Annotated in this window: 26 protein-coding genes; 8 read left to right on the top strand and 18 right to left on the bottom strand. The window is 33.6% G+C overall.

Annotation, left to right across the window (positions count from 1 at the left end):
- Positions 1–31: 31 nt before the first annotated feature.
- The 13 genes from B9N66_RS01635 to B9N66_RS01575 form a co-directional block, all read right to left on the bottom strand.
- The gene (locus tag B9N66_RS01635) at positions 32–886 is read right to left on the bottom strand and encodes a TPM domain-containing protein (protein WP_180382047.1); all 855 of its coding nucleotides are present in this window, start codon (positions 884–886) and stop codon (positions 32–34) included.
- Positions 886–1,479, bottom strand: a complete 594-nt coding sequence (locus B9N66_RS01630; protein ID WP_054196173.1) for a LemA family protein — start codon at positions 1,477–1,479, stop codon at positions 886–888. The genes B9N66_RS01635 and B9N66_RS01630 overlap by 1 nt, the downstream gene beginning before the upstream one ends.
- Before the next feature lie 100 nt (positions 1,480–1,579).
- On the bottom strand, positions 1,580–6,583 hold the full coding sequence (locus tag B9N66_RS01625) for a retention module-containing protein (RefSeq protein WP_087579620.1): 5,004 nt from the start codon (positions 6,581–6,583) through the stop codon (positions 1,580–1,582).
- Between the two features lie 823 nt (positions 6,584–7,406).
- A complete protein-coding gene (locus B9N66_RS01615; protein ID WP_084041731.1) occupies positions 7,407–7,691 on the bottom strand; it encodes a helix-turn-helix domain-containing protein in 285 nt (94 codons plus the stop codon).
- Positions 7,688–8,017 (bottom strand): type II toxin-antitoxin system RelE/ParE family toxin, encoded by a 330-nt coding sequence (locus tag B9N66_RS01610; RefSeq protein WP_087579618.1) that lies wholly within the window; start codon positions 8,015–8,017, stop codon positions 7,688–7,690. Before B9N66_RS01610 ends, B9N66_RS01615 begins: the two co-directional genes overlap by 4 nt.
- A 39-nt stretch (positions 8,018–8,056) precedes the next feature.
- Positions 8,057–9,289 (bottom strand): hypothetical protein, encoded by a 1,233-nt coding sequence (locus tag B9N66_RS01605; RefSeq protein ID WP_087579617.1) that lies wholly within the window; start codon positions 9,287–9,289, stop codon positions 8,057–8,059.
- Positions 9,290–9,743: 454 nt separating this feature from the next.
- On the bottom strand, positions 9,744–10,997 hold the full coding sequence (locus tag B9N66_RS01600; protein ID WP_087579616.1) for a 5-methylcytosine restriction system specificity protein McrC: 1,254 nt from the start codon (positions 10,995–10,997) through the stop codon (positions 9,744–9,746).
- Between the two features lie 4 nt (positions 10,998–11,001).
- Positions 11,002–12,657, bottom strand: coding sequence for an McrB family protein (locus tag B9N66_RS01595; protein WP_087579615.1), 1,656 nt, complete (start codon positions 12,655–12,657; stop codon positions 11,002–11,004).
- A 95-nt stretch (positions 12,658–12,752) separates the two neighbouring features.
- Positions 12,753–13,211, bottom strand: a complete 459-nt coding sequence (locus B9N66_RS01590; RefSeq protein ID WP_087579614.1) for an Lcl C-terminal domain-containing protein — start codon at positions 13,209–13,211, stop codon at positions 12,753–12,755.
- A 317-nt stretch (positions 13,212–13,528) separates the two neighbouring features.
- On the bottom strand, positions 13,529–13,666 hold the full coding sequence (locus tag B9N66_RS09640) for a hypothetical protein (RefSeq protein WP_180382046.1): 138 nt from the start codon (positions 13,664–13,666) through the stop codon (positions 13,529–13,531).
- A gap of 66 nt (positions 13,667–13,732) precedes the next feature.
- A complete protein-coding gene (locus B9N66_RS01585; protein ID WP_087579613.1) occupies positions 13,733–14,263 on the bottom strand; it encodes an Lcl C-terminal domain-containing protein in 531 nt (176 codons plus the stop codon).
- Between the two features lies 1 nt (position 14,264).
- Entirely contained in the window at positions 14,265–14,732 is a 468-nt protein-coding gene (locus B9N66_RS01580) for an NINE protein (protein ID WP_141083426.1), read from the bottom strand.
- Between the two features lie 361 nt (positions 14,733–15,093).
- The gene (locus tag B9N66_RS01575; RefSeq protein WP_087579611.1) at positions 15,094–15,534 is read right to left on the bottom strand and encodes a hypothetical protein; all 441 of its coding nucleotides are present in this window, start codon (positions 15,532–15,534) and stop codon (positions 15,094–15,096) included.
- A gap of 126 nt (positions 15,535–15,660) precedes the next feature.
- On the opposite strand from B9N66_RS01575, the gene B9N66_RS01570 reads away from it, so the two are divergent.
- The 5 genes from B9N66_RS01570 to B9N66_RS01550 all read left to right on the top strand — a co-directional run bounded on the left by B9N66_RS01570 (position 15,661) and on the right by B9N66_RS01550 (position 20,764).
- The gene (locus B9N66_RS01570; protein ID WP_087579610.1) at positions 15,661–16,074 is read left to right on the top strand and encodes an NINE protein; all 414 of its coding nucleotides are present in this window, start codon (positions 15,661–15,663) and stop codon (positions 16,072–16,074) included.
- 90 nt (positions 16,075–16,164) lie between these two features.
- Positions 16,165–17,184, top strand: a complete 1,020-nt coding sequence (locus tag B9N66_RS01565) for a hypothetical protein (RefSeq protein ID WP_087579609.1) — start codon at positions 16,165–16,167, stop codon at positions 17,182–17,184.
- Positions 17,185–17,426: 242 nt separating this feature from the next.
- On the top strand, positions 17,427–18,533 hold the full coding sequence (locus B9N66_RS01560; protein WP_141083425.1) for a hypothetical protein: 1,107 nt from the start codon (positions 17,427–17,429) through the stop codon (positions 18,531–18,533).
- A gap of 106 nt (positions 18,534–18,639) precedes the next feature.
- A complete protein-coding gene (locus B9N66_RS01555; RefSeq protein WP_087579607.1) occupies positions 18,640–19,200 on the top strand; it encodes a ClpP family protease in 561 nt (186 codons plus the stop codon).
- A 1-nt stretch (position 19,201) separates the two neighbouring features.
- Positions 19,202–20,764, top strand: coding sequence for a hypothetical protein (locus B9N66_RS01550; RefSeq protein ID WP_087579606.1), 1,563 nt, complete (start codon positions 19,202–19,204; stop codon positions 20,762–20,764).
- Positions 20,765–20,805: 41 nt separating this feature from the next.
- On the opposite strand, the gene B9N66_RS01545 is transcribed toward B9N66_RS01550, so the two are convergent.
- From B9N66_RS01545 to B9N66_RS01525, 5 genes are all read right to left on the bottom strand, one after another.
- Positions 20,806–21,219 (bottom strand): hypothetical protein, encoded by a 414-nt coding sequence (locus B9N66_RS01545; RefSeq protein WP_087579605.1) that lies wholly within the window; start codon positions 21,217–21,219, stop codon positions 20,806–20,808.
- 59 nt (positions 21,220–21,278) lie between these two features.
- Positions 21,279–22,955: a phage integrase SAM-like domain-containing protein gene (locus tag B9N66_RS01540; RefSeq protein ID WP_087579604.1), complete on the bottom strand. Its 1,677-nt coding sequence runs from the start codon at positions 22,953–22,955 to the stop codon at positions 21,279–21,281.
- A 50-nt stretch (positions 22,956–23,005) separates the two neighbouring features.
- Positions 23,006–24,292 carry a tyrosine-type recombinase/integrase gene (locus B9N66_RS01535; RefSeq protein ID WP_180382045.1) on the bottom strand — a complete coding sequence of 429 codons (1,287 nt, stop codon included), beginning with the start codon at positions 24,290–24,292 and terminating at the stop codon, positions 23,006–23,008.
- A 180-nt stretch (positions 24,293–24,472) separates the two neighbouring features.
- Positions 24,473–24,925, bottom strand: a complete 453-nt coding sequence (locus B9N66_RS01530; protein WP_087579603.1) for a hypothetical protein — start codon at positions 24,923–24,925, stop codon at positions 24,473–24,475.
- 4 nt (positions 24,926–24,929) lie between these two features.
- Positions 24,930–25,160, bottom strand: coding sequence for a histidine kinase (locus tag B9N66_RS01525; protein ID WP_087579602.1), 231 nt, complete (start codon positions 25,158–25,160; stop codon positions 24,930–24,932).
- Between the two features lie 284 nt (positions 25,161–25,444).
- On the opposite strand from B9N66_RS01525, the gene B9N66_RS01520 reads away from it, so the two are divergent.
- The 3 genes from B9N66_RS01520 (at position 25,445) to B9N66_RS01510 (ending at position 26,464) form a co-directional block, all read left to right on the top strand.
- A complete protein-coding gene (locus tag B9N66_RS01520; RefSeq protein WP_087579601.1) occupies positions 25,445–25,774 on the top strand; it encodes a hypothetical protein in 330 nt (109 codons plus the stop codon).
- Between the two features lie 125 nt (positions 25,775–25,899).
- Positions 25,900–26,121 (top strand): phosphonate transporter, encoded by a 222-nt coding sequence (locus B9N66_RS01515; protein WP_087579600.1) that lies wholly within the window; start codon positions 25,900–25,902, stop codon positions 26,119–26,121.
- A gap of 37 nt (positions 26,122–26,158) precedes the next feature.
- Positions 26,159–26,464 (top strand): hypothetical protein, encoded by a 306-nt coding sequence (locus tag B9N66_RS01510; RefSeq protein WP_087579599.1) that lies wholly within the window; start codon positions 26,159–26,161, stop codon positions 26,462–26,464.
- The last annotated feature ends 192 nt before the right edge of the window (positions 26,465–26,656 follow it).

Here is a 26,656-nt window from a genome sequence, read left to right as displayed (position 1 = left end):
TGAGCTTTACAAGCTAATCTTTGATGAAATTTTACCAACTGCCACTTGCTCCACCTCCGCCAAAACCGCCTCCGCCGCCACTAAAGCTACCACCTCTTGAACTGCTTGAATGGCCGCTGCCACTACTATTTGAGTCTGATCTATCGCGCCTAAAGTCACTGTGTGTATTTTTGCTTTGAGTATTTTTTTTAAAGGCATTTTTTAAAATAATAAAAAATATTACAAATACAATGGCAAAGACAATGAAGTAATTTTTTACGCCAAAAAATTGCTCAAATACCGTAGATGTAAGCCCTGCAAAACACGCACTAAAGCCAATTCGCATAAAAAATTTACCTAAAAAGCCAGAGACAAAACACGAGATCATGCCAGCAAAAAAGGCAACTATTCCAAATGGTATCTCTTCATCATCACTCACACTTTCAAATTCTTCGCCACTAGCCACTTTTATGATGGCTCTTATGCCATCTATCACGCCACCGCCCATATCTCCTTGCTTAAATTTAGGCACTATCACATCATTTATGATCTGGCTTGATATAGCGTCGGTTAGTACGCCTTCAAGCCCATAACCAACTTCTATACGTACTTTTCTCTCGTTTGGAGCGATTATTAAAAGCACTCCATTACTGCTTTGTTTTTGTCCCAGCTTGTAGCCTCTAGCTATCTCAAGAGAGATCTCTTCTATGCTTTTATTTTCTAGTGATTTAAGCGTCACGATAGCAATTTGCGTCGTGCTATTTTGCTCGTAATTTTGCACTAAGCTTAAAAGCTCAGCTTTCTCATTTTTAGAGAAAATTTGAGCCTCGTCATTTATCTGCTCGTTAAAATTTATGGCAAAACAAAAGCAAAATGTAAAAAATAAAAAAGCAAAAATTTTCTTCATCATTTCTCAAATGAAACTTTTGGATTTATCTTCTCTTCGTTGCTTATTTCAAGATTTTGTTTTGGCTTTAGCTCAGGATAAAAAGCACTTGCTATAAATTTATTTGGAAAGCTTCTAAGGGCTACGTTATATTCTTTTACAGCTTCGATATAATCATGCATTGCTACACTTATGCGGTTTTGCGTACCTTCAAGCTGACTCTGAAGAGATAAGAAATTTTGATTTGCTTTTAGCTCTGGATAGTTCTCACTAACTGCCATAAGCCTGCCAAGCGCCAAGCCAAATGAGCTTTGTGCTGTCATAAATTCTTTCATCTTAGCTTCATCGCTAAGACCACTTGCATCAACGCTTACTTGCATGCTCTTGCTTCTAGCATTTGCCACATCTTCAAAAATTTTTTGCTCATGAGCTGCGTAGCCTTTTACAGTTTCAACCAAATTTGGTACAAGCTCGGCTCTTCTTTTATATTGATTTAACACCTGTGACCACTTTGCATTTACATTTTCATCAAGCGCAACAAATGAATTTATATACTTAAAAGCACCAAAAGCAAGTGCAGCAATAACTATAATAACGGCTATTAAATTTTTCATATTTTCTCCTTTAAGGAGCAAATATTAGTAAAACAAGACTTAAAAAATAATGTGAGTTTGAGTTTGGAATGAGTGCGAATTTACGCACTCATTTTGGGGATTAAAGATCGGTTTGGATTTTATCGTCTATTTGGATATGGATAGTTTTTCCATTTATTTGATCAATGCTTGAGTAGCCTTTAAATCCAGCAGTATCATATGAATGATCTGCGGTCCATTTATGAACTAGATCAACTTTTGTGATTTTATTGCCATTAGCATCAACATCACCACCTTTTATCTTAAGCACCGTGTCAGGATTATCAGTGATATCAAGGATATTTTGTGCATTAAATTTGATCTTTGTTTCTCCTTTAAGCTCAAGGTTTTCAAAGCTTTCCACTTTTGAATCAAGATTAGCAATGCCTCTAAGATCAACTATTTGCTTATCAAACACCAAGGTATCATGACCTTCGCCACCTTTCATATCTTTACTTGCGTCAAATTTAACCGTATAGTTTTCAACGCCTATATGAAGTGGTTTATAAGGCTCATAAGATTTAGACTCTAAGCCATCTGAAGTTTTAAGTGAGGCTTTAACATTTAGATCATAGGCTGATCTTGCATTGATATCAAGCTCTTGGTCAAATGTGCCTTTTGCTATATCTGCAGCTGATAGAGTATATGTTGCGGTCTTAGTTAATGCATGGTTGTCTGGATCAGTGTACTTAAGCTCTACCGTATCTCCATCTCTAGCATCTTCATTAAGATAAACTTTAACCGTAGTAGATCTCTCACCGCTTTCTGAGGTTTTTATATCTTTATTAAACATGATGCCTCTTATAGCATCGATTTCAGCATGTGCCGTATCGCTTACTGTTTTGCTCTCACCAAATGTGTCAGTTAGGGTAACTTCAGCTTTTGTTTCTTTATCAACTGCGATAGTAGCATCAAGTTCAAGTGGATTATCTCTATCAAGCGTTTGTTGAGAACCATCATCTAAATTTTTAAGTTTAATTTTTCCATTTACATCTTTTCCCATAACTTCATAATGTTTAGTTAAGATAGACCCATTAGGATTTGTTATCTTGACATCTATCTTATCACCAGCTATAACACTTCCTGGGATAGAAACATAAACCTTTGAAATTTTACTACCTGACTCATCTCTTGAGATAATGCCATTGTCATTTTTGTCAGCAACTATGCTTACACTTAATCCTGCTTCACTTAAAGGTGCAAGTTTAGCTTTTGCTTCGCTACTAGTTGTAGTCTCAGCACCATTTGTTATAGTAGCTACTGCACTAGTTTCGCGACCTGGAAGCATAGCAACACCAGGAATTTTTATAGTGTTATTTTCTAGTTCATGTGGAGTATGAGTAGTGTCACTATCATCTGTTAATGAAATTTTACCATTAGCAGTTTTTGAAACTGTATAAGTTATGGTTCTAGACCCTGTTGTACCATTAGCTTGAGGCTCTTTTATTGTTACTGCTACCTTATCGCCATTTGTGACATTATGCGGCACCTGAACGCTTATAATTGTCTTTTTTATATCATTGTCCAAAATAGCTTCATCTCTGTCTATTACATTGTCTCTACTTGCATTATCTTCAACAAATTCAATCTTTAAATTTTTAGTATCTACTGACTCCAGTGTAGCTTTAGCTGTCTTTGTTACTCCATTTATAGTAGCTTCAACCACTGCTGGATGATCTTTATCTATATGAACATTAGAAATTTTTAGTTTATTTCCTGGCTCAAGTGCGACAAGGCTGCCACCTGCATCTTTTATGGTAACGTTTGCACCATCATTTGAAGCAACGGTATAAGTTTTCTCTGCTCCACCATTTACCTTGACTTTTATAATATCGCCACTATTTACAGTGGTTGGGATTTGAAGTGTCGCCGAAGTGGTATTTAATTTTCCATCCTTCATAGCTTCATCTCTACTTAGAACTCCGTTTCTATCTTTATCCTCATCAATAAATAGCCTAAAGCCTGTTCCAGAGCCGCTACCTTGAGCATCAAGCGTAATATCGCTATTTGTCTCAACCTTATCAGCGCCAGTATTATCAGTAACCTTAGCATTAATGATAGTCTTATGATCTTCTGTTAAGCCAAGTGTATATTTGACCACCTTATTGCCGTCAGCATCATCGGTAATATCAAGCTCTTCACTACCATTTTTGGCTATCAATTTGCCGTTATTATCTTTTACTATCTCGTATGTCTTAGTTGTTTTATTGTTTGGTGTATCTTCGTTATGTGACTCTACTATTAATTTATCACCTAAAACAAAATTTGAAGGAAGCTTGATAGTTGCTATAGTAGTCGCTCCAGTTGCCTCTGCACTACCCAAAATGCCATCATTATCGGTATCTTTTTCAAAAGTTATCTCCATATCTTCATGAAGCTTTTCAAGAGTATTATGATTTTGTGCTTCAGCTTTTTTACCACCGCTTGCATCGGTGGTCTCTGCGGTTACATTAATGGTCTTGCCAGCAATGATCTCTACGCCAGGAATTTCTATCTCATTTTTATCACTTGCAGTTATAGAAGCATGAGTAGAAGTATCTTCTAGCATGATTTTACCGCTTGGGTCTCTACCTGTAACCTTATAAGTTTTAGGTGAAGTGCCATTATCTATTTTTACAGTTACCATATCACCAACTATAACGTTATTTGGCACTTTTACTACTACTGTCGTTTTATGTAGGTCGCCATCTGCGTCCTTGCTCTCTGCTCTCGTTAAGGATACGTTACGGTCAGCATCCTCTTTGAAATATACCGCCATATCGTTTATATTTGAGATAGTAACTGTGCTTGTATCTTCTGCATGCTGAATACCGTCTTTATCTTTTATCTCAGCTGTTACTTTAGTTTCTAGACCAGTTGCTGTTTTAATACCAGAAATTTTAAAGCTTCTACCATCTGTTTCTGTATCTATTTTATTGCCATCGCTATCTTTTACAAAGAACTTACCATTATTATCTTTTCCAATAGTGTATTTTATTTCTCTAGCAGTAGCTTCATTTGGCTCTTTTATAGTTACAGTTAGTTTATCTCCACTTACTGCATTTTTAGAAAGCTTGATGGTAACTGTTGTGCTATTAAGATCATGATCACTCATAGCTTGCTCTCTGCTCATGCTCCTAGTGCCATTAGCCTCCCCAAAGATAACTTCAGGTTTTTTTACATATTCTAAACTAGCCGATACTTCTGACTCATTTATAGATGTATGTCTGCCTGGTGTCATGTTTGTGATGCTAGCTCTGATAGTCGTATCTTGTCCATTTCTTAGATCAAAGCCTGGTACTTTAAATGAGTATTGATTATAACTCTCTTTTGTCAATGGGAAATTTTGTCCGCCATTGCCGATCTCTGTTATACTTGTTACCTCACCTTTATCATTCATATTTATAGTGAAATTTCTTGTATAAACTCCATTTGTAGGCTCGTTTATAGTAAGTGTAACTATGTCACCATTATCTATTTTATTCGGAAGTCTTATAAGAGCTGTTGTCTCATTTACTTCATGCTCATCCATACTCTCTTGTCTTGAAATTTCATGAAGAGTCTTTTCTTCTGGTAATGTCATTTCTAAATTTCTGCCAATAGGCATTACACTATCTTGATCTGACTCTTCACTTTTTCGAACATTGTTTTTATCTACCACATGAACACTAGCTGATGTTCTTACATCTGGAAATATCGGAAGAGAGGTATTTACTTTTTGACTATCAATCATCTCTTGTGTAAGAGAAATTTCTTTTGTTGTATCTTGCTTAGTTAGTGGATCGGTATAAGTTATAACGATTTTATCGCCAATAACTACATCTTTTGGTAGAGTTATTTCTACTGTCGTGCTTCTAAAGTCATTGTCTTGACTATTTTCTGGATCATATAAATAGCCATTGTTATCTTGATCCTCTGTAAATGTTAAAGTCGGTTTTACATCAAGAGTAGTAGAGTCGCTTGCAGTTGCACTTCTCATCGTGTTTGTGCTATCTGCTACATAAGCTTCTACTTTTGAAGGCTTACCGTGCTCAACTGGCATATTATCTATCTTATATCCATTATCTATTATGTTTTGATCAATAGATACATTTCTAACCTCGGTTGTGCCATTAGGCTTTGTTAAAGTCACGTGAAGCACATCTCCGACAATCACATCTTTTACAGTTATAAGTACTGGAGTTTCATTTAATTTGCCATCTTTAGCATTTTCAGTATATGTTAATAGATTATTATCAGGGCTGTTATCTTCTGTAAATTTAACCTCTGGAGCACTAAAGCCACTTGAAGTTACGCTATCTTCACTTCTACCACTAACATTTCCTTGAAAATTTGTAATAGTTGCATCAACTTTTGAAATTTTGCCAGTCTGTATTGGTGCATCAAACTGATAACCATTGCTTATGATAGTTGGAGTGATAGGAATTGTTTTATTTTCAGTATTACCATCTGGCTTAGTTATAGTGATATTTAGTATATCTCCGGCCCTTACTGTGCCATCATTTGGAATTGTAATAAGAACTTTTGATGTGTTTAAATTTGTATCGCGTGCATGCTCAACCCTGCTTAAAGTACCATCGTTATTAAGATCGCTTATAAAAGTTACAAGAGGATTGCTTGGGATTATAGTATCATCTCCACCATTGTATCCGCTTATTGGGCTGTCGTATGATGCAAAAGCTCTGTTTGTATCACTTAAATTTCTATATGTTGCATTAACGTTTGAGTAGTGACCGCCCTCAGCAAATTTAGCATCACCTAGGCTAACACCATCTCCACCACCAGCAGCAGTGTTTCCACCAGCAGCAGTCTCTTCAAGTTTTGTTAGATCTCCACCATTTAAAATAGCATTTTGCAAATCACTAATATCTGCCAAACCTTCCGCGCCTATGGTGCTTTGATTTAAAGCAAGCGTATCATTGCCTACAATCGTAATCTCTTTTCCATTATTTGAAACGATTGTTATTTTATCAGCGGTATCACTTGTCTTGATGCTCTCTCCCATATAAAGGATGTCACCTACTTTTAGCTCTCTCTCATTTCCGTTTTGATCGATAGCAACTGCCTTGCCACTAATAAATTTTACTACTCCAGCTTCTTTAGCCAAGATTACTCCTTATTATTTTTTGTATTATTTAAATTTTTGCGTGATTATATACTATCTTTATAAGATATAACTTTATATGAGAAATTTTATCTTTTAAGAAAAAAATATATTAATTAAATATATAAATTCCAAATGTCAATAGTTTGTAAAAAGCGAATTCTGAGCTTTTATCAAAAAAATAGCTTTTTGATTGTCAATATAATTAGTCATGTAAAATATAATACTTTTTATAATAAAAACTTAATTTAAGATATTTTTAATTAGTTTGAAACAACAATATAACCAAAAAAATCATAATTTTTTAAAAATGTGTGATCACTATAAAATTTTTACTTATAAATTTCACAAAAAATCATCAGTCTAAAATCTACAAACTTATAGTTAAGTTTTTCTAGGTAAGCAATTTTCTAACGCGAAAAATTTATATAAAGATATTCAAAAAATAATATGAAATGATAATAAAAATTTATGATTATTTATAAGCAGTGGCGGACAGAGAGGGACACTCCGCCATTTTGGCGTTTTGATACACATTTAACCTTTCAGAAACGCTTATATAGACGTGTTTTATGAACTTTACAATTATACATTGTAAAGCTTTATTTTTACTTATTTTCTGTAACAAAAGTCCAAATTCTATGTAACACACTCTAGCCCTTTTTATTAAACTATAAATAACATTTTTATTGGAAGAATTTTGTCCTAAATCAGGACAGATTTTATAAAATATCAAATGTACCCTAAACCCAAACACATCAGCCTCCACATACATTCTTTCATAAAAATTTTTATATACTTTCACTAACCTATACGCCACTAAAATTTACTGCACAAAATTTACATCCAGCCTATATCCCGCAGCATTTGCATAGGCATTTAAAGTAGAGATTGTTGGTGAAATTTTAGAGTTTAGGCTCTCTAATCTTGAGATGTTGCTTTTACTAGTATTCATCCTGCTAGCCATCTCCTCTTGAGTTAGATTTGCAGCTTTTCTGATCTTTATAAGCTTTAGTTTTAACTCAAATTCAATCTCCAGCCTATCGTATTCTTTTTTTACCTCGCTTCTTTTTAGAGCTTTTTCTTTAAAGTCCTCAAATGTTGGTCTCATTTTATCTCCTTTGCTCTTTGCATAATGATCTTCATATCTTTTTTAGGAATGGTGTCTGATTTTTTAATGAGCGTATGCAAAATCACTATTTCTTTATTTATAACATTTACAAAGACACTTCTTGCAATACCTTCTTTGCCTTTTGCCCTAAACTCAAATAGCCCATTTCCAAGAGGAGCACTATGCGGTCTACCCAAATTTGGTCCAACCTCTTTTGCCATTTCAAGTACTCTAAGTAAATTAGCTAGTATCGTATCTGGCAAAGATAGTGTCTCGTCTTCAACACTCTTATCATAAAATGTAATTTTCCATAATTGATCTTTCATGTTGGCTATATTATCATATTTGATAACTTATTGTCAATTTCACATCCCAAATTCATACACCTCACGACTTTTGCCTTTTGTATTGGCAGGTTTTATACTTGCTTCTTGCTTGTATTCTATATTACGCATTTGCTCTTTTATTTGTTCTATCTCTTCTCTAGCTGCCATTATCTCTTCATCTTTGTAAGATATCTCATCTATTAAATTTTTTATCTCAATATCTTTCTCGGCAAGTGTTTCATTTGCTAGTGCGAGCTCATCTTTAGTATCTAGTAGCTCAAGTAACTTCATAGCGTATAGTTCTATACGCTCCTTTATCTCAGATTTCAGCCCTTCGTTTTGTATAGCCAGCTCTCTTATCTTATCCCTTTGCTTTACCTCAGTTTCAAAGGCGCTTTGCATCTGAGCTTCCTTTTGCTCTACTAGACTTTTTAGCTCTTCTATCTGACTAGCTAGCTTTTCGTTTTCACTAGCCACTCTAAACTCTTTTAGTTTTTTGTGTTTGCTGTTGCCACTGCCTTTTTTCATACCTAAAATTTCAGCATTTGTGTTATATACATTTTTAAAAACAGTCTTAGCATCTAAATTTGCATCAGCACTGTATCTTTTAAACCTTTGCATCTGGTTTCTGCTAGATACTAGAGTGTTCCACTCTACGTGTGCATGCCTTTGAAACATAGGCTCAAACTCATCATATCTTAGCTCCGCTCCTTTTTCATAGTACTGTTCGCCTTTTTTGTTTTCTTTGATATGTATGTAGTATGCTCTGCCGTCTGTATCAGTCACATACGTACCACCTAGCTTACCATTTTCATCACGAAAGAGTGGATATATCTCTTTACTATCACGCTTTCTTAAAAGATGGCCCTCATCGCTATGTATATAGACATTTATGGGCTCTATGTTTAAAATTTCTCCTACTGCCTTTATGGAGCGTAGCAGGCTTGAAACACTTGTATGCTCATTTAGCCCTATGACGCACTCATAGTGACAGTTTTGCTTGAGTGGTTTTTTGCCCCTTTCTATATCCACCAGCTTTGTTTTGCCATTACGCACCACTTCACTCTTCATCTCATCTCTTCTTTTTTGCCACAGCTCATCAAAACTAAGCTCGTTTAGCCTTATATACTCCACTGGCTTAGATACGCAAAAATTTTCATTTAAGTAGTATCCCGGCATGAGATATTTTGGTCGGTTTTCTCTACTGTTATGAGCATTCAGGTGCTCACTTGCTAGTTCAAATGTTATATTTGCTTGTTGGTCTTTAAACATCTTACTCTCCAAAAACTATGATCTAATTACTATTAATTATATGTATTTTGTTAAAAAGAGTAGGTTTTAACCATTTAATGCCCAAATGGGTTTAGAGAACTCTAAACCCTTGGGCTCTGCGAGGCTTTCTAATGCAAGAGAGACAGCCTACATTCTTTTAAAAATCTAAGTCCTATTTTGACTTGCTTGTTTCAAAGTACTCTAGCTTGTATAGACTTTGAAAGTAGCGGATCGTAGTTTAAATTTGACCCAAATAGATTAAATGAGTCCTTTTATGTATACCCTCTACTAGCTTGTTTGTACATCATTTGCCACATAGACAGTGTTGCCATCTTTTTTCTTTTAAAAGAACATCTTTGCCATATATCCTTCTATGGACAAAGTAGCTTTTGCATCCAACAAGCTTATAGTCATAAACGCTACAACCTTTATAATGTTTTTCACATTATCTCTTTTATTTTATAGTTTCTAAAATCTTCTTAAGATACTTTTTAAATTTGTCAGCAAATGTTTTATTATCATTTCTTAATACACTGAATATAAAAATTTTGTTTTCAGAACTATGTCTTATGATTCCTAACCCATTAAAGACGTTACTTTTGGCATAGATTAGAATTCCGGTGTTTGAACCAGCTTTCTTTGTATATCTTTTTATTTGTAGCAAATTCTTGCAATCAGTTTCACCTAAATTGGCATTACAAAAATGCCTATATTTAGCATCCAAAACAGCTAAAATTTTCCCTTCTTCATCTTTTATCGCAAAATCAGGTCTCAAATTTGAGCCTGGAATTTTATACTGAGTTTCTAGCCTAAATTTACCACCAAATTCGCCTAATACGCTTCTTATGAGACTTTCAACGTAAAGCTCAAAGAGATTTGGTGCATACAGTAAATAACCAAATTTTAGATTTTTGACGGCATTTTTGCTAGTGTATCTTGAATCTTGCAAAATGATAATCCTAGCGATTTGAAGAGCAATTTTGTAGTCTTTATAAAGCTCGTTCATCACGGATTTTGAGTTCAAAGCCGCATCTATATCTCTGATACTTTTCATCTCGCCGTTAGCATTGGCTATCAAAAAATTCCTTATTTCTTTGTCATAAAGTGCGAATTTAGGGTTTTTTCTAACCAAGATATCGTAAGCTTTTAAAAGCACCCTTGCGACCACTTCGTCAGGCACTCGCGAGCTTTTGCAGCTTGAAATTTTACCCGTAAAGGGCTGATCTTTTTTGATGAAATTTTTAACGTCAAGGCTTCCGTGTAGGCCGTAGTCTCTAAAAAGAATCTTTTTATAAACGCTTGGGAAGCCGCTTAGCTTGGCTAGCTTTAAGCGGCTGATAAACGAGGCGTAAAGGATGTGGTCCATAGGGATCTCGCCATTTATCTCGGCGACGCTACTGCCAGAGCTAAAAAACGCCGAGTCGATAGTTTTTAAAAGCTCGGCTTCTAGTTCTTTGCCAAAGTGCGAGTTTATGACATACTCTTGCCCCTCAAAGGTAAAACGGCCTATATAGTTGCCGAATTTAAAACCGCCATTCTCGCACTTTCTTAAAATATAGTGCGCATCTTTGTCGTCTTTTATCTTGGGTTTAAATTTATCGTGCCGTCCGTTTAAAAAGATTACATCCGTCTTGCCTTTTGCCAGCTCATCAAAGGTGATTTCTTTTTGATGCGTTACGCTATCGCAGGGGCTATTATCTTCAAACATCGCATTAGCCCACGAAAATTTTCTTAGCTGTCTCTAGCTTTTTCTCTACTTCGCCGTCGCCAAACTGCGTTCTGATATATTCACGTAAGATCGGTTCTATATGCCTAGCCCAGATTTCTTTCTCATCCGTCGTTTCTTTTTTTAGAAAATACGAATGCCCAATCTCATAAGCTCTACCTAAATTTAAACCACTAGTTTTTTCGTATCTTTTCTTATCCTTTTCTTGGTTAGATGCATTTGAGAATAATTTATTATAAGCATCATCTCTGTTTTCGGCATCATTATAAGACTGAACGGATTTTATTTTTACCCTAGTTTCATCTTCGTATTCGACTAAATATTTGAGATCGCTGGTGATGTAGTTATTTAAACTTTCACATTTTGTCTTGTAAGCTTCATCCGTTGCATTTTCTACAACCTCATAATTACACTCCATCAAGACCCACGCAAAGCGCCTTCTAAGAGCCAGATCAAAGCAGTCGATGCTCTTATCCACATCGTTCATCATACCTATGAAATATATGTTGCTTGGTATAGAAAACTCCTGCTTACTAAGCGTATAATTTTTAGTCTTTATGCTTTCACCTCGGTAATTCTCCTCCAAAAGTGATAATGTCTCGCCAAATACCGCTGCTATGTCGGCTCTATTTATCTCATCGACCATAAAAAAGAAATTTTCTTTTTTATTTTGCGCCGCTTTTAAGCAAAATTCTTTAAATACGCCGTTTGTCAAAGCTAAATTTAAATTTCCGTTTTGTATGCCGACCGGTTTTATGCCGTCTATAAAATCCTCGTATTCAAAACCGCTATGAAACTGTACCCACTCGGTTCTAGCGCGGTTTGGATCTAAAATATCAAGGCAGTCTTTTACGAATTTCGTCTTGCCGGTTCCAGGCGCACCGTAGAAAATCATATTTTTAGGACACTTTTCTATTGATGTGACAAAAACGGCAACTTTTACTAAATATCCATATTTCTTAAAAATTAATTTTTCATCATCATTTAGATTGTATAAATTTTGACTTGTTTTAATCTTGCAAAATAGCTTATTTATCTCGTAGATTTCTTTTAATTTTTCAGCCAAAATATTGTCTATTTGTTTTACATTACCGTCCTTTACGTCAAAATTTATTTTGCCGTCCTTGAAGTAATCAATTAATCTTTGAAAAATGTTTAGATAAAGTATCGTATGATTATCACTTGAATTAAAGTCGTAGCCGCAAATTGCCAATACATCGTAAAAAGCACCATAAAGAATAGCAAAATCCTCTTTTTCAAGAATATCAAATTTATACAATAATGAAGAAAAATGTGTGTCAATAGGTTCTTTCTGTATATCCCCTATAGTAAATTTTATATCGTTGATATTCTTGTAGTCGATTATATTGCCTTTTATACATATGTCCAGTATCGCTCCATTATTTTTACCATTATAGTACTCAATGATTTTGTTTTTATATATTGGGTTTGAGCTGTTTAGCTTATTTTCATCAAAAGCTTTGGGCTTGTCTTTGTTTTTATTATCCTCTACGCATATTGCTACGGAGTCTTTGATTTTATCCCACGCCCCATTAAACACTTTCAAATTTCCCTTACAGTCGACAACTCTACTAAAAATTTCGTTTATTTTTATTATCTGCTCAGCTGTAAAGTTACTCATTTTATTCTCCTAAATTTTAAAAAGCTCCCACAATGGGAGCAAAAGGCTTTTCAAAGCGCTACCGTTAAGTCCAAATTTCCTAAAATTTTCATAAATTAATCCTCTCGGACGCACCGCACGAAGGAGCGTCCAGAAACGTCGTCCCAGCCGACGACGCCAGTCGCGAAATACACATACCACGCAAAAGACGAGACGTCGGCACTTTTTGTAGAGCTCCAGTAAAAGTGAGATAGATAGTCGGCGTCTGCTATGTATTTAAAAGCCATATTTAGAGTGGTTTTATATCTACTCTTATCCACTATGCTTAGTAGCTCCACTCTCGTAGGTAGCCTCCAGTCTTTGTATCCGGCTAGATTTACTAGTTTGCAATACTCCTGTGCCTGCTCCCACGTTCCTTCAAAGTTTTGCTTTTCATCTTGCCACATTAGTCTTCCTAGCTTTTTTTCGCTACATATCACTACGTTTTTATCGTTATCTCGGTAGCACTCAGGGCTTAGCGCCTCTGCGTGAAGCAAACCGCAAAGTAGCAAAGATATAGTTATGCATTTTTTCATCCATATTCCTTTTACTTTCTAAAGTTATATATCGCTTGGATATTTTCTCGGCTTTCGTTTATCAAAGCCACCTTTTGCCTTGGCCTATACGAGTTAGCCAATTTTATATGAGCTAGAAACGAAGCTTGAATGGCTAAAAAATTTATCTATCTCTTTTTTATCCATTTTTCCTTTCTTTTTTCGTATTTATTTAGATACGAAGTTTTTAAATTTATAGTTTTTCACCACTTTGTTTCTTACTAGCACATATCTATCTCTTATGATATATCGTAAGAAATCAAGCCCTAAACAGTTAGCTCTTAGTTGGCAAAAACTGACTAGTTTAAAATTTCAAACGGCCTATCTTTATCTATACGCTTAGCGTAAAAATCACGTCTCCCTAGCGCAGCTTCTAAGATAGTCTCTAACGGTGTGATAGCACTAAGCCCATGACCCCATCTTCCAAATAAACGCAAAGTCTCATAGAAGCTCTACATATAGGCAAATTTTCGTATAGCAACTCTTTAAAGTCCTTTCAAAAATCAATACTGCCGTACGCACCGCACGAAGCCGCGATCAGAAACGCCGGCCAAGAAGTCGCTACCACCCCAGAAATACGCCATCCACGCATGAGACTGGTAGCCGGCATTTTTGGTAGAGCTCCAGTACAAGTAATTTTTCTCACCTTTATCGTTCGTCTCGTATGCGATGTTTTTAAAAGCTTTGTTTATGGCAGGATCAACCCTAGTATCGTCCGTGATGCTTAAAAGCTCATTTATCGTAGGCAAACGCCAGTCATCAAAACCGGCAAAATTTAAATTTTTGCAGTATTTTACCGCCTCGTCGTAATCGCCTTTAAATATCTCCTCACCGTCTTGCCACATCAGCTTATATATATCATCTCTAACAACCCCCAAACGGTCATCTCTGCCAAACCCGGCTGTGATCCCTGGTGCCTTTTTGTTAGTAGTAAAGTCTGAGCTCAATGCCCTTTTAATCAATATTACTGGGTTAAAATCAAATGCGGAGCTACTGCACAGCAAAAGTGCAAGCATAAAGCAAATTTTCTTCATTTTATCCTTTCTGAGTTAAATTCACGTCTTTGTTTTCATAATCGTCCAAAGCTTGCATTATTTTGTCGAAGTTATCTTTTTTGATACCGAAAAATACTGGGAGAATATCGGCCAAACACCAAATAGAAACAATAAGGTATAGTATAAAAGAAAAAGTAATTTCACTTTCGCTGCTATGATATATGCCTAGTATGGTAAACACGATCGCTACGATAAAATAGCTTAGCTTATTTATTGCAAGATTCTTATCGCCTTTGTAAAATCTGTCCGCACCAATGCATCCTATAAATAAGCCGAGCAATAAGCCCGTTACGGGAAATTTGAGCCTAGCCAAAGTAGGCGATATATCGAATTTTATACCTTTTGCCTCCAACTTCTGTATTCTATCTTTGATTACTATCAGACTTATATCCGACACCCTACCTTTAAGCATCAATAAAAAACTACCGTCCATTTCATCCTTTCTCATTAAAAATTCATTTGTAAAACTATTTGTATCTGATATGAAAGCCGTAAAGCAGTATCGCCACACCGACGGCCGCGACTATCGAGCCAACTACGTCGAATTCGTCCGTTCAGCTTTAAGTCCGTTAAAAACCAGCAAAAGCATCCCTATCGACCCGAAGGCATATACCTTAAACGTGGTCATTATTTTACTTTTGAGATAAATTTACTATACGGATAATTTTATTAATATTATGCTTATTGAATAATAAAAGCTACATTGATATAGAGAAATGAATTTGAGTTAGTAGTATATTGTTAAAAAAGAAAAATTTATATGCGATAAATATATTAAAGATAGGGTTTACTAGAAGAATTTTAGTAGCTTACATGCTAAATTCTAATCCACCTATGCGTTTCATATTTTGTAAAGTAAGCTGCTTATTTTGTTCTAAAATTTCTATTAATCTCTCAAGCATAGGCATAGAAGCGTATTCGCATAGGTTTATTAGTTTAAAAATCGCTTTATTTTTCTCATTAGAGCTCTCGTTTTCACTTTGTTTTTTAATAAATTCCTTAAAAAATTCAGTCGAGTCATTATCTAAAAATAACTCCTGCTCACTTACATCAAGAGCCTTTGCCATATACGGTATAAGCTCAGCTTTTATCTCTCTAGTGCCATTTAGATAGTTGTATATCGTAGGGATAGATGGAATTTCACCAGTGCTTTTAAGCCTTGGCTCTAAAGAGACAAATTTTTGCAAAAAGTCCTTTTTCTTTAACCCTTTGCTTTTAATGATCGAATTTATCCTTTCATGAATCTGCATATTTTATCCTCTACGGCTAATTTATGCGATTATACTTTTGCTAATTATGCTTATTAAATATTTTTATACGTATAGAATAATATATGCTATAATTTCGCTCTTTTAAAATCATTAAGGAGTAAATAAATGAAAAATGTAATCTTAACAACTTTGGCAGGTAAGATACCGAGCCACGGAAATGTTATCTTGCACAACAAACTAAGTAGCGCAAGTGATGAGAGCTTAAACAAAATAAGTACATCAATATCTATGCTAAATTTAAAAAGTCCTATAGTGGGGCTAATACTTGGATTTCTTCTGGGTGGATTGGGTATAGATAGATTTTACAAAGGCGATATAGGGCTTGGCATCATAAAGCTTTTATTGTCAGTTGGTTGTATGTTTTTTTATGACGCTGGACTATCAGAAAAAGACGAATCTCTTCTTGTGGTAGGAAGTATTTTATTTATTGTGAGTATGATTTTTTGTGTTGTTGATTTGTTTTTAGTTTTTACTGGTATCAAAAAGGACAATCTAAATAAAGTTCTTATGGTGCTTTGATTTATGCTTGTGTTTGTTCAAACACAAGCCTTATAACATGCTGTATTTTAGTGCATTGCTCGAAATTTTTAAAAAATAAAAGGAACATGGATGAAAAGGATATTTGCTTTACTTTTGTTGGCAACCAGTATTTACGCTTCTACTCAGGGCAAATATGACATAGAAGAAACTGTCACCAAAGATGGCGTTACAGTTGCGTCTAAGATACTGCAAGGCACTGAATCCATTTATGCCTCAGACGATCTTTATGCGCAACTAGTATTTAATTTTTTTAGCATAAGTGATGATCTACCTAGTGATAGAGTAAAAGGAGGCTGTGATAATACTATATATGATCAGAGAAATAAAGGTATGCTGATCATAGATGGATACTACTATTTGTGTAAAAAAACAAAAAACTCACAAGACATAAAATGTGGTAATGACCACGAAGAGTTGGTATTAAACTTTAATAAAACTGATAAAAACAACACATATAGCTTAAATTTCATAGGTAAAAACATTGAGCTTAAAAAAGTATTAGACCAAAAAATGGTATTTGCCATATATGACACACAAAAAATAGAAAGAGAGAGATTTTTGGGAGAATATGAGGGTATAGATACTATTTTAGAGCCACTTTTTGGCGACAAAACATTAAATGACTATGTTTTTAACAAAAACTTTAACTTTATGCCAGCTTATAGCTCTTATACAGCTATATATATCGCAGGGGACAAACTAGGGCTTAAATACAATATGTATTGTAGTTGTCAAGCTGGCACAGCTGACGGTAGTTATGCTAAAATAGAAGTTTTTGATGTAAACGGTAAAGTATTGGATAACAAATACTTTGTGAATGATTATTCACGCTTTATAAACCATATAAAATATGGTGGAACAACTGGCTTTAACCTAGATAAATACTATAATATACGCATAGGGGAGTATAGAATATCTCTTTATCCTTATAGAGGCAGATTGTATTTGTTTCACAAAAATATATTTGAAAAAAATGATCCTTCATATAGCTTATTTAGAGATGATAGCCATCAACCCAAAGCTTTTTACTATAATAGTGAATTGCAATATTTTTTATCAGAAGATGGGAAAAAATACATATATAGGTAACAAGGATCATGCCAGAGTTCGACTATTTATTATTTAGTAGTAAATCAAAATCTATATCTTCTAGTCGTATACATAAAAATAAGGAAAACAAAAGAAGCTATAGTAACTCACTTATAAATATATATGCCTTATGTCTTTTTGCTGTTGAGTTTTATAGGTTTAACGAAACTGATGATCTAGATAATATATTTTATCCACATATAGGCTCCAAAGCAAGCGATCTTAAACAGGTCAAAAAAGATATGGAAAGAATATGTAAAGAGTGTGGCAAAGATGCTCTTAGGCTGATAGCAAATTTTGTCAATCTAAAAACATATATAAAAGATAGCGACAAAAAGCAAGATAGCAAAAGAAGAAATATAAATAAACTCCTAAAAAAGCTATCTAATGAATACTACTTGATCCTTAACTTAGCTAAGAACCTCTCAAACCAAGTGCAGCATATAAACGACAAAAATAGCTATATATTATCCCCAAACGCATATCTACAAAATCATGTTAAGCATATAAAACATGAGCTAAATTTTAGTGATGATGAGAAATTTTATTACCTGCAAGATAGTGCCTTTGTGATGATATGCCTGTATGTAGAAACAAACGAATTTGTCTGGATAATAAAAAAATCTAATTTAGATTTTAAAAGCCTAGACATGCCTATGCCTATCCTGCCTGAAAATATCATAGGCTATATAACTAGCACAGAAGCATACAAAGAGCAAAAGCTTTATAAATTTATACAAGATATAAGCGTGCTTATCATAAAAGATGGCTTAGTAAAAGCAATAGATAAAGACAACCGCGCTGTAAGCTTTATAAATTTAAAAGCTGAAATTTTTAAGCTTGAGATATTTAAAGACAGATACATAAGTTTTAGAGAAAATGATGCGTTAGTCATATTTTCACCGAGATTTTTTAATGGAAATTTTACGCAAATTTATGCTGATATAATAAAAATAAGAAACAAAGAAATAAGCTACAAAAAATCTCTTATAAAAGGCTTGCTTAGGACACTTAATGACTCATCACTTTTAGAGCCCAAAGCAGTTTATAGAGATCTTAAAAAAGCTAATGTGCTTGTTTTAGAGAAATTTTTAAGTGCACTAAATAGTCTAAAAAACAACCTCTCATATAAAAGTTTTAATGCCTCACAAAACAATACCTCAAGAAGCTGGCTCATAGATGATATTTATGGTCTTTATACCTGCACCCATAGCTTTTGTGAGCATAAGACCCCTAAAGAACTAGCCAAAATTTATTTCGAAGATATCATAAAACAAAGCCTAAATGACTACCTTAACAAGCATAATTACCCACTTTTTGCTCAAAATATTGACTTTGAAGTACTATAAAAATTTTATCTACCCTAGCTGAATAGAACATTTCAAGCAATAGGTGGAACAAGTAGGCAATCTTTTTATTTTACAATTTCACTCACAAAAAACAAAAGGAGTGAAAATGCAAGAAAAAGAGAAACTAAATTTCACCGATATTCATATGAGCTTACTAGCTGATAGAAATATCTTTTTATACGGACAGATAGATCAAGAAATTTGTCTAAATACTCAAAAAACACTTTTATATCTAAACTCCACAAACAAAAGCAGTGATATAAATATCTACATAAGTGGGCCAGGAGGCTCTATATATGATGGCTTTGGGTTGATTGATTTTATGCAAACCATAAAAGCACCCATAAATACCTTTTGTGTTGGTCTAGCCGCCTCTATGTCAGCACTGATATTTTTAAGCGGAGATAAACGCTATATGCTACCAAACTCCAGTCTGATGCTACACCAGCCACTAGGCGGAGTATCAGGTCAAGCAAGCGATATAGAGCTAATGGCAAATCAAATTTTAAAGACAAAATCAAAAATAAATAACATGATAATGCAGAGAAGTAAGCTAGAGCTAGAAAAAATTGAGCAGATAACAGATAGAGACTGTTACATAGACGCAGATACAGCCATAAAATACGGTTTAGCAAACGAAATAATAACATCAAACAAAGGAGAATAACATGTCAGTCTTTTCATTAATCAACAAACAAAACAATACGGCTCTAGCTAGTAAAGAAACTTCACTTAGCATACCTATTAGCTTTACTCATGCAATGATCACAGGTCAGACAGGTTGTGGAAAAACCACATCTGTTATATTGCCAGCTATTGATGAGCGTATAAAGGCAAATCACGCAATGCTTATCCTTGATTACAAAGGAGTAGAACATAAAAAGGTAAAATTTTTAGCACAAAAACACGGTAGACTGCGTGATGTTGTGATGGTAAATGTCCCTTGGGGCTACAAACTAAACTTAATGTATGACACAAATGATGTATTGCTAACAAATTTTTTCAAAAAAACATTTGGTACTGAGCGTGATACTTTTTGGGGAAATTTGGCCACAAATATCTCAGCAAGCTCTCTTGATATGATGAAAGCAATATATGACTTTAGCAAGAGTGCCTTTTGCAGCATAAAACTGTGCAAAAAAGCAGAAGGCATCTATCCTAGCTTTGCAAATCTATGTAAATTTACCCAGCAACTATCTGATTTTAGAAATTTCTATGACATAGTGCTTGAACTAAGCAGATATGCAAATGACAACAAAGCGATAGCAGATGACATAAGCAGTAAAATCTCAACTCTTTGTCAGCCGATGATGCTAGCTGAAAATATTTGGACATTAAACACTTTTAAACAAAAATCTAGCAAATTTTTGCAAGCTTTTAAAGAACACACTAGTGCTGTTGGCGAGATAGAGACATATAGAGCAAGGATGTTTTCAAACTATACGTTTATGCTTCAAGCACTAAGAGAACTAGCTGATGATGAGATGCTAAACGAAGACATCACTATGATGCAAAGCATAAGCACCCTACTAAATCAAGGAAAAATAGTGATCATAAATGCGCAAGGACTAAAAGATAATGTGATAGAACTCATACTAAACTCCACTCTTTCAAGCATGACAAGACGCATTTTAGATGAATATAAAGTACCAGTTAGTATTTTTATAGACGAGGCACAACGCGTGTTAAACCCACAAACAGATCTGCACGCAGATGTACTAAGAGAGGCAAAGGTGGAGCTCATACTTGCTTTTCAAAATGAAGATGTGCTAAAAAATTCTTTAGGTGGAGAGTCAAAATATAAAGAGCTAGTTGGAAATTTATCTCATCAATATTTCTTTAAAAACCACATAAAACAATACGCAAATGGAGAAAATAAAGACTTTAGTGGGCTTAAAAATTTTGAGTGCTATCATGAGGAGAAAATTTATAAAACAAAACCTATGTTTTTAGATGAAAAAGACCTTTTAAACGCTGAGCTTTGTTATCAAAAGAGCCTTAAGCTAGGGGCAAAATACACTGAGAAGGAGCTTTGTGAAGATGAAATTTTAGTATTTCATAGGCAGATGGCTAAAGACTATGGCTTGATCGCAGTACTAAATATAAAAACAAAAAATACTTACTTTTTACCTATACTAAGTGCAAAAGATAAAGAGTTGCTAAAAAGTATCAACAACCTAGTAGAGTCCAAAAAAGTAGCTAGTAGTGGTCAGGATATTGAGGTATTATAAACTCACTCATGGGATTGACCTCCCATGAGTCTAATAATAGACTATAAGACATCGTCTAGTCTCGAGAGTTTATCCTCAAGCTCTTTTAGATGCCTTTTGCAATCTTTCTCAAATTCTTTTACTGTTGTAGAGCAGATACAAAGCCTACAATATTCTAACACTAGCTCCTCCATAAACCCAGAGACATCATTATGTAATTTTTTGCAAAACTTATAGACTCTTTCAAAGGGCCATGGATCATTTTTGCTACCACCAACTACATACTCCATCCTCTCTTTTTCATCACTATACAGTGTTTCAAAACCAATTAAAACAAAAGGTATTTTATATTTTAAACCAATAATAGCCATATCAAGCCAGCAATTGATAGTCTGTAGCCCATTGTCTAAAGTATAAGGTTCCTCTGAATCAAGAGGTTTAAACAAAATTTGATCTTGCCCTAATAAATAAAGCATTTATTCCTCCTTATTTTATTATTTATTGTTTATAATAATTATACCTACAGAAAAGTTTTCTACTTTTTCTGACTCTTTTTTGAATTTTTTCTATGTTTATCCGTTTTAAGATGCGGTATGTTTGGATTTTCTAGGTATTTAAAAAAGCCAAATAATGAGTCAAACCCTTTTATAATCTCTTGCTTTCTTTCTAAATACTCAGATCTAGCATATATATCAAAAGCATCAGACAGTCCATAACCTAGCATATGTTCTACTAGTGTTGTATATTGTCTACGTTCATATTTTTGAATATTTGGCTTATGGCCAAGAGCTCCATCAACATCCGCAATAGACTCGCTTATTTCATTTCGTAAATCACACTCTGTTAGTATATTTGCAAAGTTACCACGCAAACGGTGATCACTGACATCTTTATCAGAAGTTATTTTTCTTATACATCTATTAACCTTTTTTCCAAAAGACTTTATGTCTGGGTATTTTGAGATTATCTTTTTAACCCAATCATAATTATGCAAATCTTTAATATTTTCATGTATAACTATCGCTCTTTGGGATGTTCTACCACCCTTGCCTTTGGCTGTATTTATGATGACATAATTGTAAGTCTTTCCATTGATTGTTTCTGTTTTAAAGCTATCAGCACTTAAACCAAAAAACTCTCTCATGCGAAGTCCAACATGTAGTTTAAAGCGAAAATAGTCTAGTATCTCTTTTTCTATATTATGTTCTCCAGAAAATAACAGCATTAACTCGCTCATAGAGAAATTTCTCTTTGTCGTTTTCTCTTTAATACCAAATCGCTCTATCGCTTCTTTTTTAAAAAAGTTATCACCAACTACTCCTAAATGTGCAAGTCTATTAAACACATTTGATAAAAAGCCTACTATATTATTTGCTCTCTTTTCGTTTCTTGCTCTCACACCTTCTTCTTTAATAAGACCTTCATGAAAGTCCTCAGCTACTTTTACATTTATATCGCTTATGCTGATGTCTCTATCATTAAGAAATTCCTTAAGCAGCTTAAGTGCATGACGGTACTCTTTTTTTGTACTATCACTAAAATTTCGCTTCCTTGCAACATGCTCCATAAAATCTTTTTCTATATCTTCAAAGTTTTCTAGTTTAACACCATATTGATGCTTTACAGGTACTATCTTTGTCTTTTCTTGTTTTATAATACACTCTCTAATTTCTAAAAAAATATAACTCGGTATAAATTGACCCCTTACGAGAAAGCCATCTCTTACTTTATACACTCCATCAGATATTTTTTTACTCACTGGGGTGTTGTAATAATCATTAAAGTCTATCTGCCCATAATGCAGTTGAAGAAAACTATCCCACTTTTTTTGATCTATATGAAGTTCTGGCGGTAGTTTATTTTGACTTACGACTTGATCTTGATTAATAATTCTTTTTTTTCGAGACTCTTTTTCGGCTAAGTTGTTAAAAAAATTAGTAATCGTACTACTAACTATGCCTTTTTTATCTAGTGATAAAATACACGGATACAAACTTGCTAGGTTTAAAAATATCTTAAGCCAATATTGTCTTTTTTTCTCACCACTAGACCTAGAGTATCCCTTATTGAGGCAATATATTGCATCTTGCTTCAATAACTTTATATCAGTATCATAATACGCCCTTACTCTCCCATGATGAACATCCTCATATTTTTCTACACAAAGCAGCTTTTGCATTGTCACATCCATAGATTTTTTATTGTTTTCCATCGAAAATCCTTTTTGCTTTTATTACTAATTATACCGATTGCTTTCAAAAATCACTGGTTATGTAAAAATTTAAAAATTTTTAGTCCAATCATAGAATTTTGCTTAGCTTTTAAAGATATTTCCTTTGCGTACGTATCAGTTGCAAGATCGGCACTATGTCCTAGCAAAACAGATGTTAGATCGGTCAAGGAATTCTCCAAACAGTAATCCTTTATAGCCTTAGCAAAATTTCCCCTAAGCCTATGAAATGTAACGTTTGCTAGTGGGATACATTTATGGATGTGTCTATTTAATCGCTTACTAAAGTAATCGCTATTAACCTTACTGCTCTTAATATTTTCTAGCCACTTTAGATCGCTTAAATACTCAATATTTTCATGCAAAGGTATCTGTCTATACTTTTTCACTCCCCCTCTTTGTTTTGCAGTTCTAACATTTATAAATTTTATTCCATCCTGCTCACCAACATTGTCGCTATCAAGTTGCCAAATTTCATTTAGTCTTAATCCCGTATGAAGTGCAAACATCATATAATCTCTCAAATCTTTTCTTTGAGTGTCAAAAACTATCTTTAATTCATCTAACGTAAAATTATCTTTTGGCGACTTCTCATCAGATGTAATTTTAAAAGATGTAAGCATTTTGAAAGGATTTACTGTAAGCTTGCCTATTTTTATACCGTAATTAAAAAGCCTCTTAGAATAAGACGTATAATTATTTATAGTCTTTTTGTTTAGATTTTTATTTAACAAGCTTACTTGAAAACCTTCAGCATCGCTGTATTTAAACTCCCCTGAATGATTTTTAAAAAACTCATCCAAAAGCTTGCCAGTCTTAATATAATAGCCCTTGGTCTTATCACTGGACTTTAGCTTCAAACACTCGGTTGACACGTATCTTTTAGCTATTGTCTCAAAAGACACTGACTTGTTTAGCTCACTTGACTTCTCTTGTTTATTATTTGGTGTCACCTCTATTTCTGATTTATCTTGCACTGATATTGAAACATTGTAAAATTTTGCTATAACACTTTGAGATATTTTTTTATACTCACTCACATCCAAATATAAACGTTCTTGTTTTATCTTATGTTCATTTTGTCTTTTTATGTTTATTAAGGATGTCAAGCTTTTAAGATTTGGGTGTTTTGTTGTTAGATGGCGTGATAGTTCATCATTTGCAGTGTTTTTTATAAGTCTGGCCAGTATCCTTGCCTCATCCAGATCCTTAGTAAATAAACAATACTTTACTGTTATTTTCTTGTTATTTTTAATAGCCGTATCAAAAAAATAAAAATTTGGTCTGTTAGGAACTTTGGTGATCATTCTAGAACTCATGGAATAATCCAAATAGTTTCTGTAACAAAATAGCAAATTTTCTGTAACAAATCTGATTTGTCCGAAATTTTGGACAAAAATATTCATTTAAAAATATAGCTAAAACATTGAAATTTAGGGATATATAAATGGAATTTAATGAATTTGTGGCGGACAGAGAGGGATTTGAATACTAACTTTTTAATTGATTTCTATTTTTATCAAGTTTTTTATGTTATTTACTATTATTCCTTTTGTTTTACACATCTTTATCTTGTAGTTTTTGTTTAGTTCTGCTTTAAAACATTTATTTCCTATGTATTCTTTTATTATTATTTCATCTCCGCTATACATGGTTATTTCTTTTTTGTTGTAGATATTTATTTTCCTTTTTTCGTTGTCGTAGTCCCAAAACATTTCTCTTGGTTGATTATCAAGTAAAATTTCGTGATTTTTCTCAAAACTTATATCCCAGTTACTGCCTGCTGTTAGTATAAAATCTATAAAGTATCTCTCCGTTTGTATGTTCCAGTCGCCTACTAAATTTAAATCTTTTATGTATTTTTCTTGGTTGTTCTTTTTTTCTATGTGTATTTCTATTGGATCTGCTATTAAGAAAATACAAAATAATAATAAAGCTTTTATTATTCTCACTTTATTAACCTATTTCTTTTTTTAGTATTCTTGCTTTTATTTCTGCTTTGTAGTATTCTTTTTCTGCATCATTCAACTTTTTGAATAATTCTAATATTTCTCTTTCATCTTCTGCTAATTGTATTCCGTTGTAATATTCGTAAACTGCTTTGTACAATTCAGGGTTTCTTTTTTCCCAGTTATATAAAGTTGTTATGTCTTTTTTTATTATTTTTGCGATTTCTTTCTTTTCCATTTGTATATTTCTATTTATTTTATTCAATTTTAAGTTTTTATTTGTAATAATTCAAAAGTTGTTTTTGAATTATTCAAAAATTGTTTGATTATATCTGAATTTTTGAATTTTTGCCCTGAATATGGCTTTAAACTATTTGTAAATTGACAAACTGCCCGCAACAGAGTGAAGATGTTTTGGGGCTTGGTTGTTACAACCTTAATATGTTGTAAAACTGTTGGGGGTGGTGTAGCTCTGCCCCTAAAATACTAAGCTACAAATAAATATTTCTTAAGGAGCTACACATGTACACTTACCTTTTAGGCCTTTGTGACGAAGTTCGTCCAATTTCTCGTATCGACAAAAAGACCGGCGAAGTTTCATCGTCTATTGATGTAACTATTACCTTTGAAAGTCGTGACCAACATGGCTATCTTGTCAAATCAACCGAAACTATCAATTATGACTTTTCTTTAAAGCCTAAATTTGATTCCGTCAAAGGCAAATATATTGCTGTTCCATATCGTTTTTTAAATACTCGTAATGGTGCTTATATGTTCCCTGATGAGAGTTTGAGTTTCCAAGTCTTTAACGAAAACCCTTTTTTGAAAGAAACATCAAAGCCATCTAAATAACAAAAAAAGCGGGGGCTATGCCTTAATGTGAGTTGCAAACCCTCTCCCGCATTAATCTCTAGAAAGTTTATTTTTATAGATTTTCTAGAGTTTAAAGCTCGTAAATCTATAAAAAGGAGTTAGATATGGAAAAAACTAAAAATTTTCTAGAATCTACTAAGGTTAAAGTTGCTGCTGTTAGCTCTGCATTGCTTTCAGCTCCTGCTCTTTTTGCTGGAGATGCTCCAGTAGTACCGACTACGCCGTTAAAAGCTGACTATGCTTTATTTGACTACGTATTTGCTGGTGTTATCGCTGTTACTTTCGTCTTTATGATTGCTGGCAGAGTTAAGTCTTTCATAAAGTAGTTTTAGGGGCTTCTTGCCCCTTTTAAGGTGTATAATAATGAAAGAAAGTGCTATATATATCCCTAATTTAAATATCTGCGTTAGAGATTTTTATATAAAAGATAAAACAATATTTCTTGTAAATTTTGATAGTAGCGTTTCTATTTCTTATGATTCTCTTTCTAATTTTCAAACTAATTATATTTTTAATACCGAAACTAATATTTGCTACATTCAAAAAAATGATTTAATTTCAAACTTAGGTATATACGAACATCAATTTAATTTTTTAATGGGTCTTTCTGCGATACTTATAGCATTTTCTTTCCTTATTGGCTTAATCATAGTCGGAGCTACACGATGATTGAAGTATTTAATAACGATGTATTTAACTATTTTTTAAACGTTTTTTCTCTCTTTTTCGTTCCTATTTTTATTTACGTTATAGCTCTTTCTTTTGTCAAATAGGTTTTAAATTTTAAAGGCGCTCGATACTAAATTTTAAACTTCATTTTTTCCTGAAAAAATGAAGCGACAACCGAAGGGCGTCAGTAAT

Origin of the sequence: Campylobacter concisus (assembly GCF_002165775.1) — a bacterium.
GTDB lineage: Bacteria > Campylobacterota > Campylobacteria > Campylobacterales > Campylobacteraceae > Campylobacter_A > Campylobacter_A concisus_E.
This window is presented reverse-complemented; position numbering and strand designations above follow the sequence as displayed.

Excerpts from the sequence above, each read along its gene's own strand:
- B9N66_RS01555 (WP_087579607.1), top strand. The coding sequence starts at position 18,640 with ATGCAAGAAAAAGAGAAACTAAATTTCACCGATATTCATATGAGCTTA.
- B9N66_RS01600 (WP_087579616.1), bottom strand. The coding sequence starts at position 10,997 with ATGTTTGAAGATAATAGCCCCTGCGATAGCGTAACGCATCAAAAAGAA.
- B9N66_RS01630 (WP_054196173.1), bottom strand. The coding sequence starts at position 1,479 with ATGAAAAATTTAATAGCCGTTATTATAGTTATTGCTGCACTTGCTTTT.
- B9N66_RS01560 (WP_141083425.1), top strand. The coding sequence starts at position 17,427 with ATGGAAAGAATATGTAAAGAGTGTGGCAAAGATGCTCTTAGGCTGATA.
- B9N66_RS01570 (WP_087579610.1), top strand. The coding sequence starts at position 15,661 with ATGAAAAATGTAATCTTAACAACTTTGGCAGGTAAGATACCGAGCCAC.
- B9N66_RS01590 (WP_087579614.1), bottom strand. The coding sequence starts at position 13,211 with ATGAAAAAATGCATAACTATATCTTTGCTACTTTGCGGTTTGCTTCAC.
- B9N66_RS01615 (WP_084041731.1), bottom strand. The coding sequence starts at position 7,691 with ATGAGACCAACATTTGAGGACTTTAAAGAAAAAGCTCTAAAAAGAAGC.
- B9N66_RS01535 (WP_180382045.1), bottom strand. The coding sequence starts at position 24,292 with ATGAGTTCTAGAATGATCACCAAAGTTCCTAACAGACCAAATTTTTAT.
- B9N66_RS01585 (WP_087579613.1), bottom strand. The coding sequence starts at position 14,263 with ATGAAGAAAATTTGCTTTATGCTTGCACTTTTGCTGTGCAGTAGCTCC.
- B9N66_RS01580 (WP_141083426.1), bottom strand. The coding sequence starts at position 14,732 with ATGAGAAAGGATGAAATGGACGGTAGTTTTTTATTGATGCTTAAAGGT.
- B9N66_RS01550 (WP_087579606.1), top strand. The coding sequence starts at position 19,202 with ATGTCAGTCTTTTCATTAATCAACAAACAAAACAATACGGCTCTAGCT.
- B9N66_RS01595 (WP_087579615.1), bottom strand. The coding sequence starts at position 12,657 with ATGAGTAACTTTACAGCTGAGCAGATAATAAAAATAAACGAAATTTTT.
- B9N66_RS01565 (WP_087579609.1), top strand. The coding sequence starts at position 16,165 with ATGAAAAGGATATTTGCTTTACTTTTGTTGGCAACCAGTATTTACGCT.
- B9N66_RS01605 (WP_087579617.1), bottom strand. The coding sequence starts at position 9,289 with ATGTTTAAAGACCAACAAGCAAATATAACATTTGAACTAGCAAGTGAG.
- B9N66_RS01610 (WP_087579618.1), bottom strand. The coding sequence starts at position 8,017 with ATGAAAGATCAATTATGGAAAATTACATTTTATGATAAGAGTGTTGAA.
- B9N66_RS01515 (WP_087579600.1), top strand. The coding sequence starts at position 25,900 with ATGGAAAAAACTAAAAATTTTCTAGAATCTACTAAGGTTAAAGTTGCT.
- B9N66_RS01545 (WP_087579605.1), bottom strand. The coding sequence starts at position 21,219 with ATGCTTTATTTATTAGGGCAAGATCAAATTTTGTTTAAACCTCTTGAT.
- B9N66_RS01525 (WP_087579602.1), bottom strand. The coding sequence starts at position 25,160 with ATGGAAAAGAAAGAAATCGCAAAAATAATAAAAAAAGACATAACAACT.
- B9N66_RS01540 (WP_087579604.1), bottom strand. The coding sequence starts at position 22,955 with ATGGAAAACAATAAAAAATCTATGGATGTGACAATGCAAAAGCTGCTT.
- B9N66_RS01510 (WP_087579599.1), top strand. The coding sequence starts at position 26,159 with ATGAAAGAAAGTGCTATATATATCCCTAATTTAAATATCTGCGTTAGA.
- B9N66_RS01575 (WP_087579611.1), bottom strand. The coding sequence starts at position 15,534 with ATGCAGATTCATGAAAGGATAAATTCGATCATTAAAAGCAAAGGGTTA.
- B9N66_RS01520 (WP_087579601.1), top strand. The coding sequence starts at position 25,445 with ATGTACACTTACCTTTTAGGCCTTTGTGACGAAGTTCGTCCAATTTCT.
- B9N66_RS01635 (WP_180382047.1), bottom strand. The coding sequence starts at position 886 with ATGAAGAAAATTTTTGCTTTTTTATTTTTTACATTTTGCTTTTGTTTT.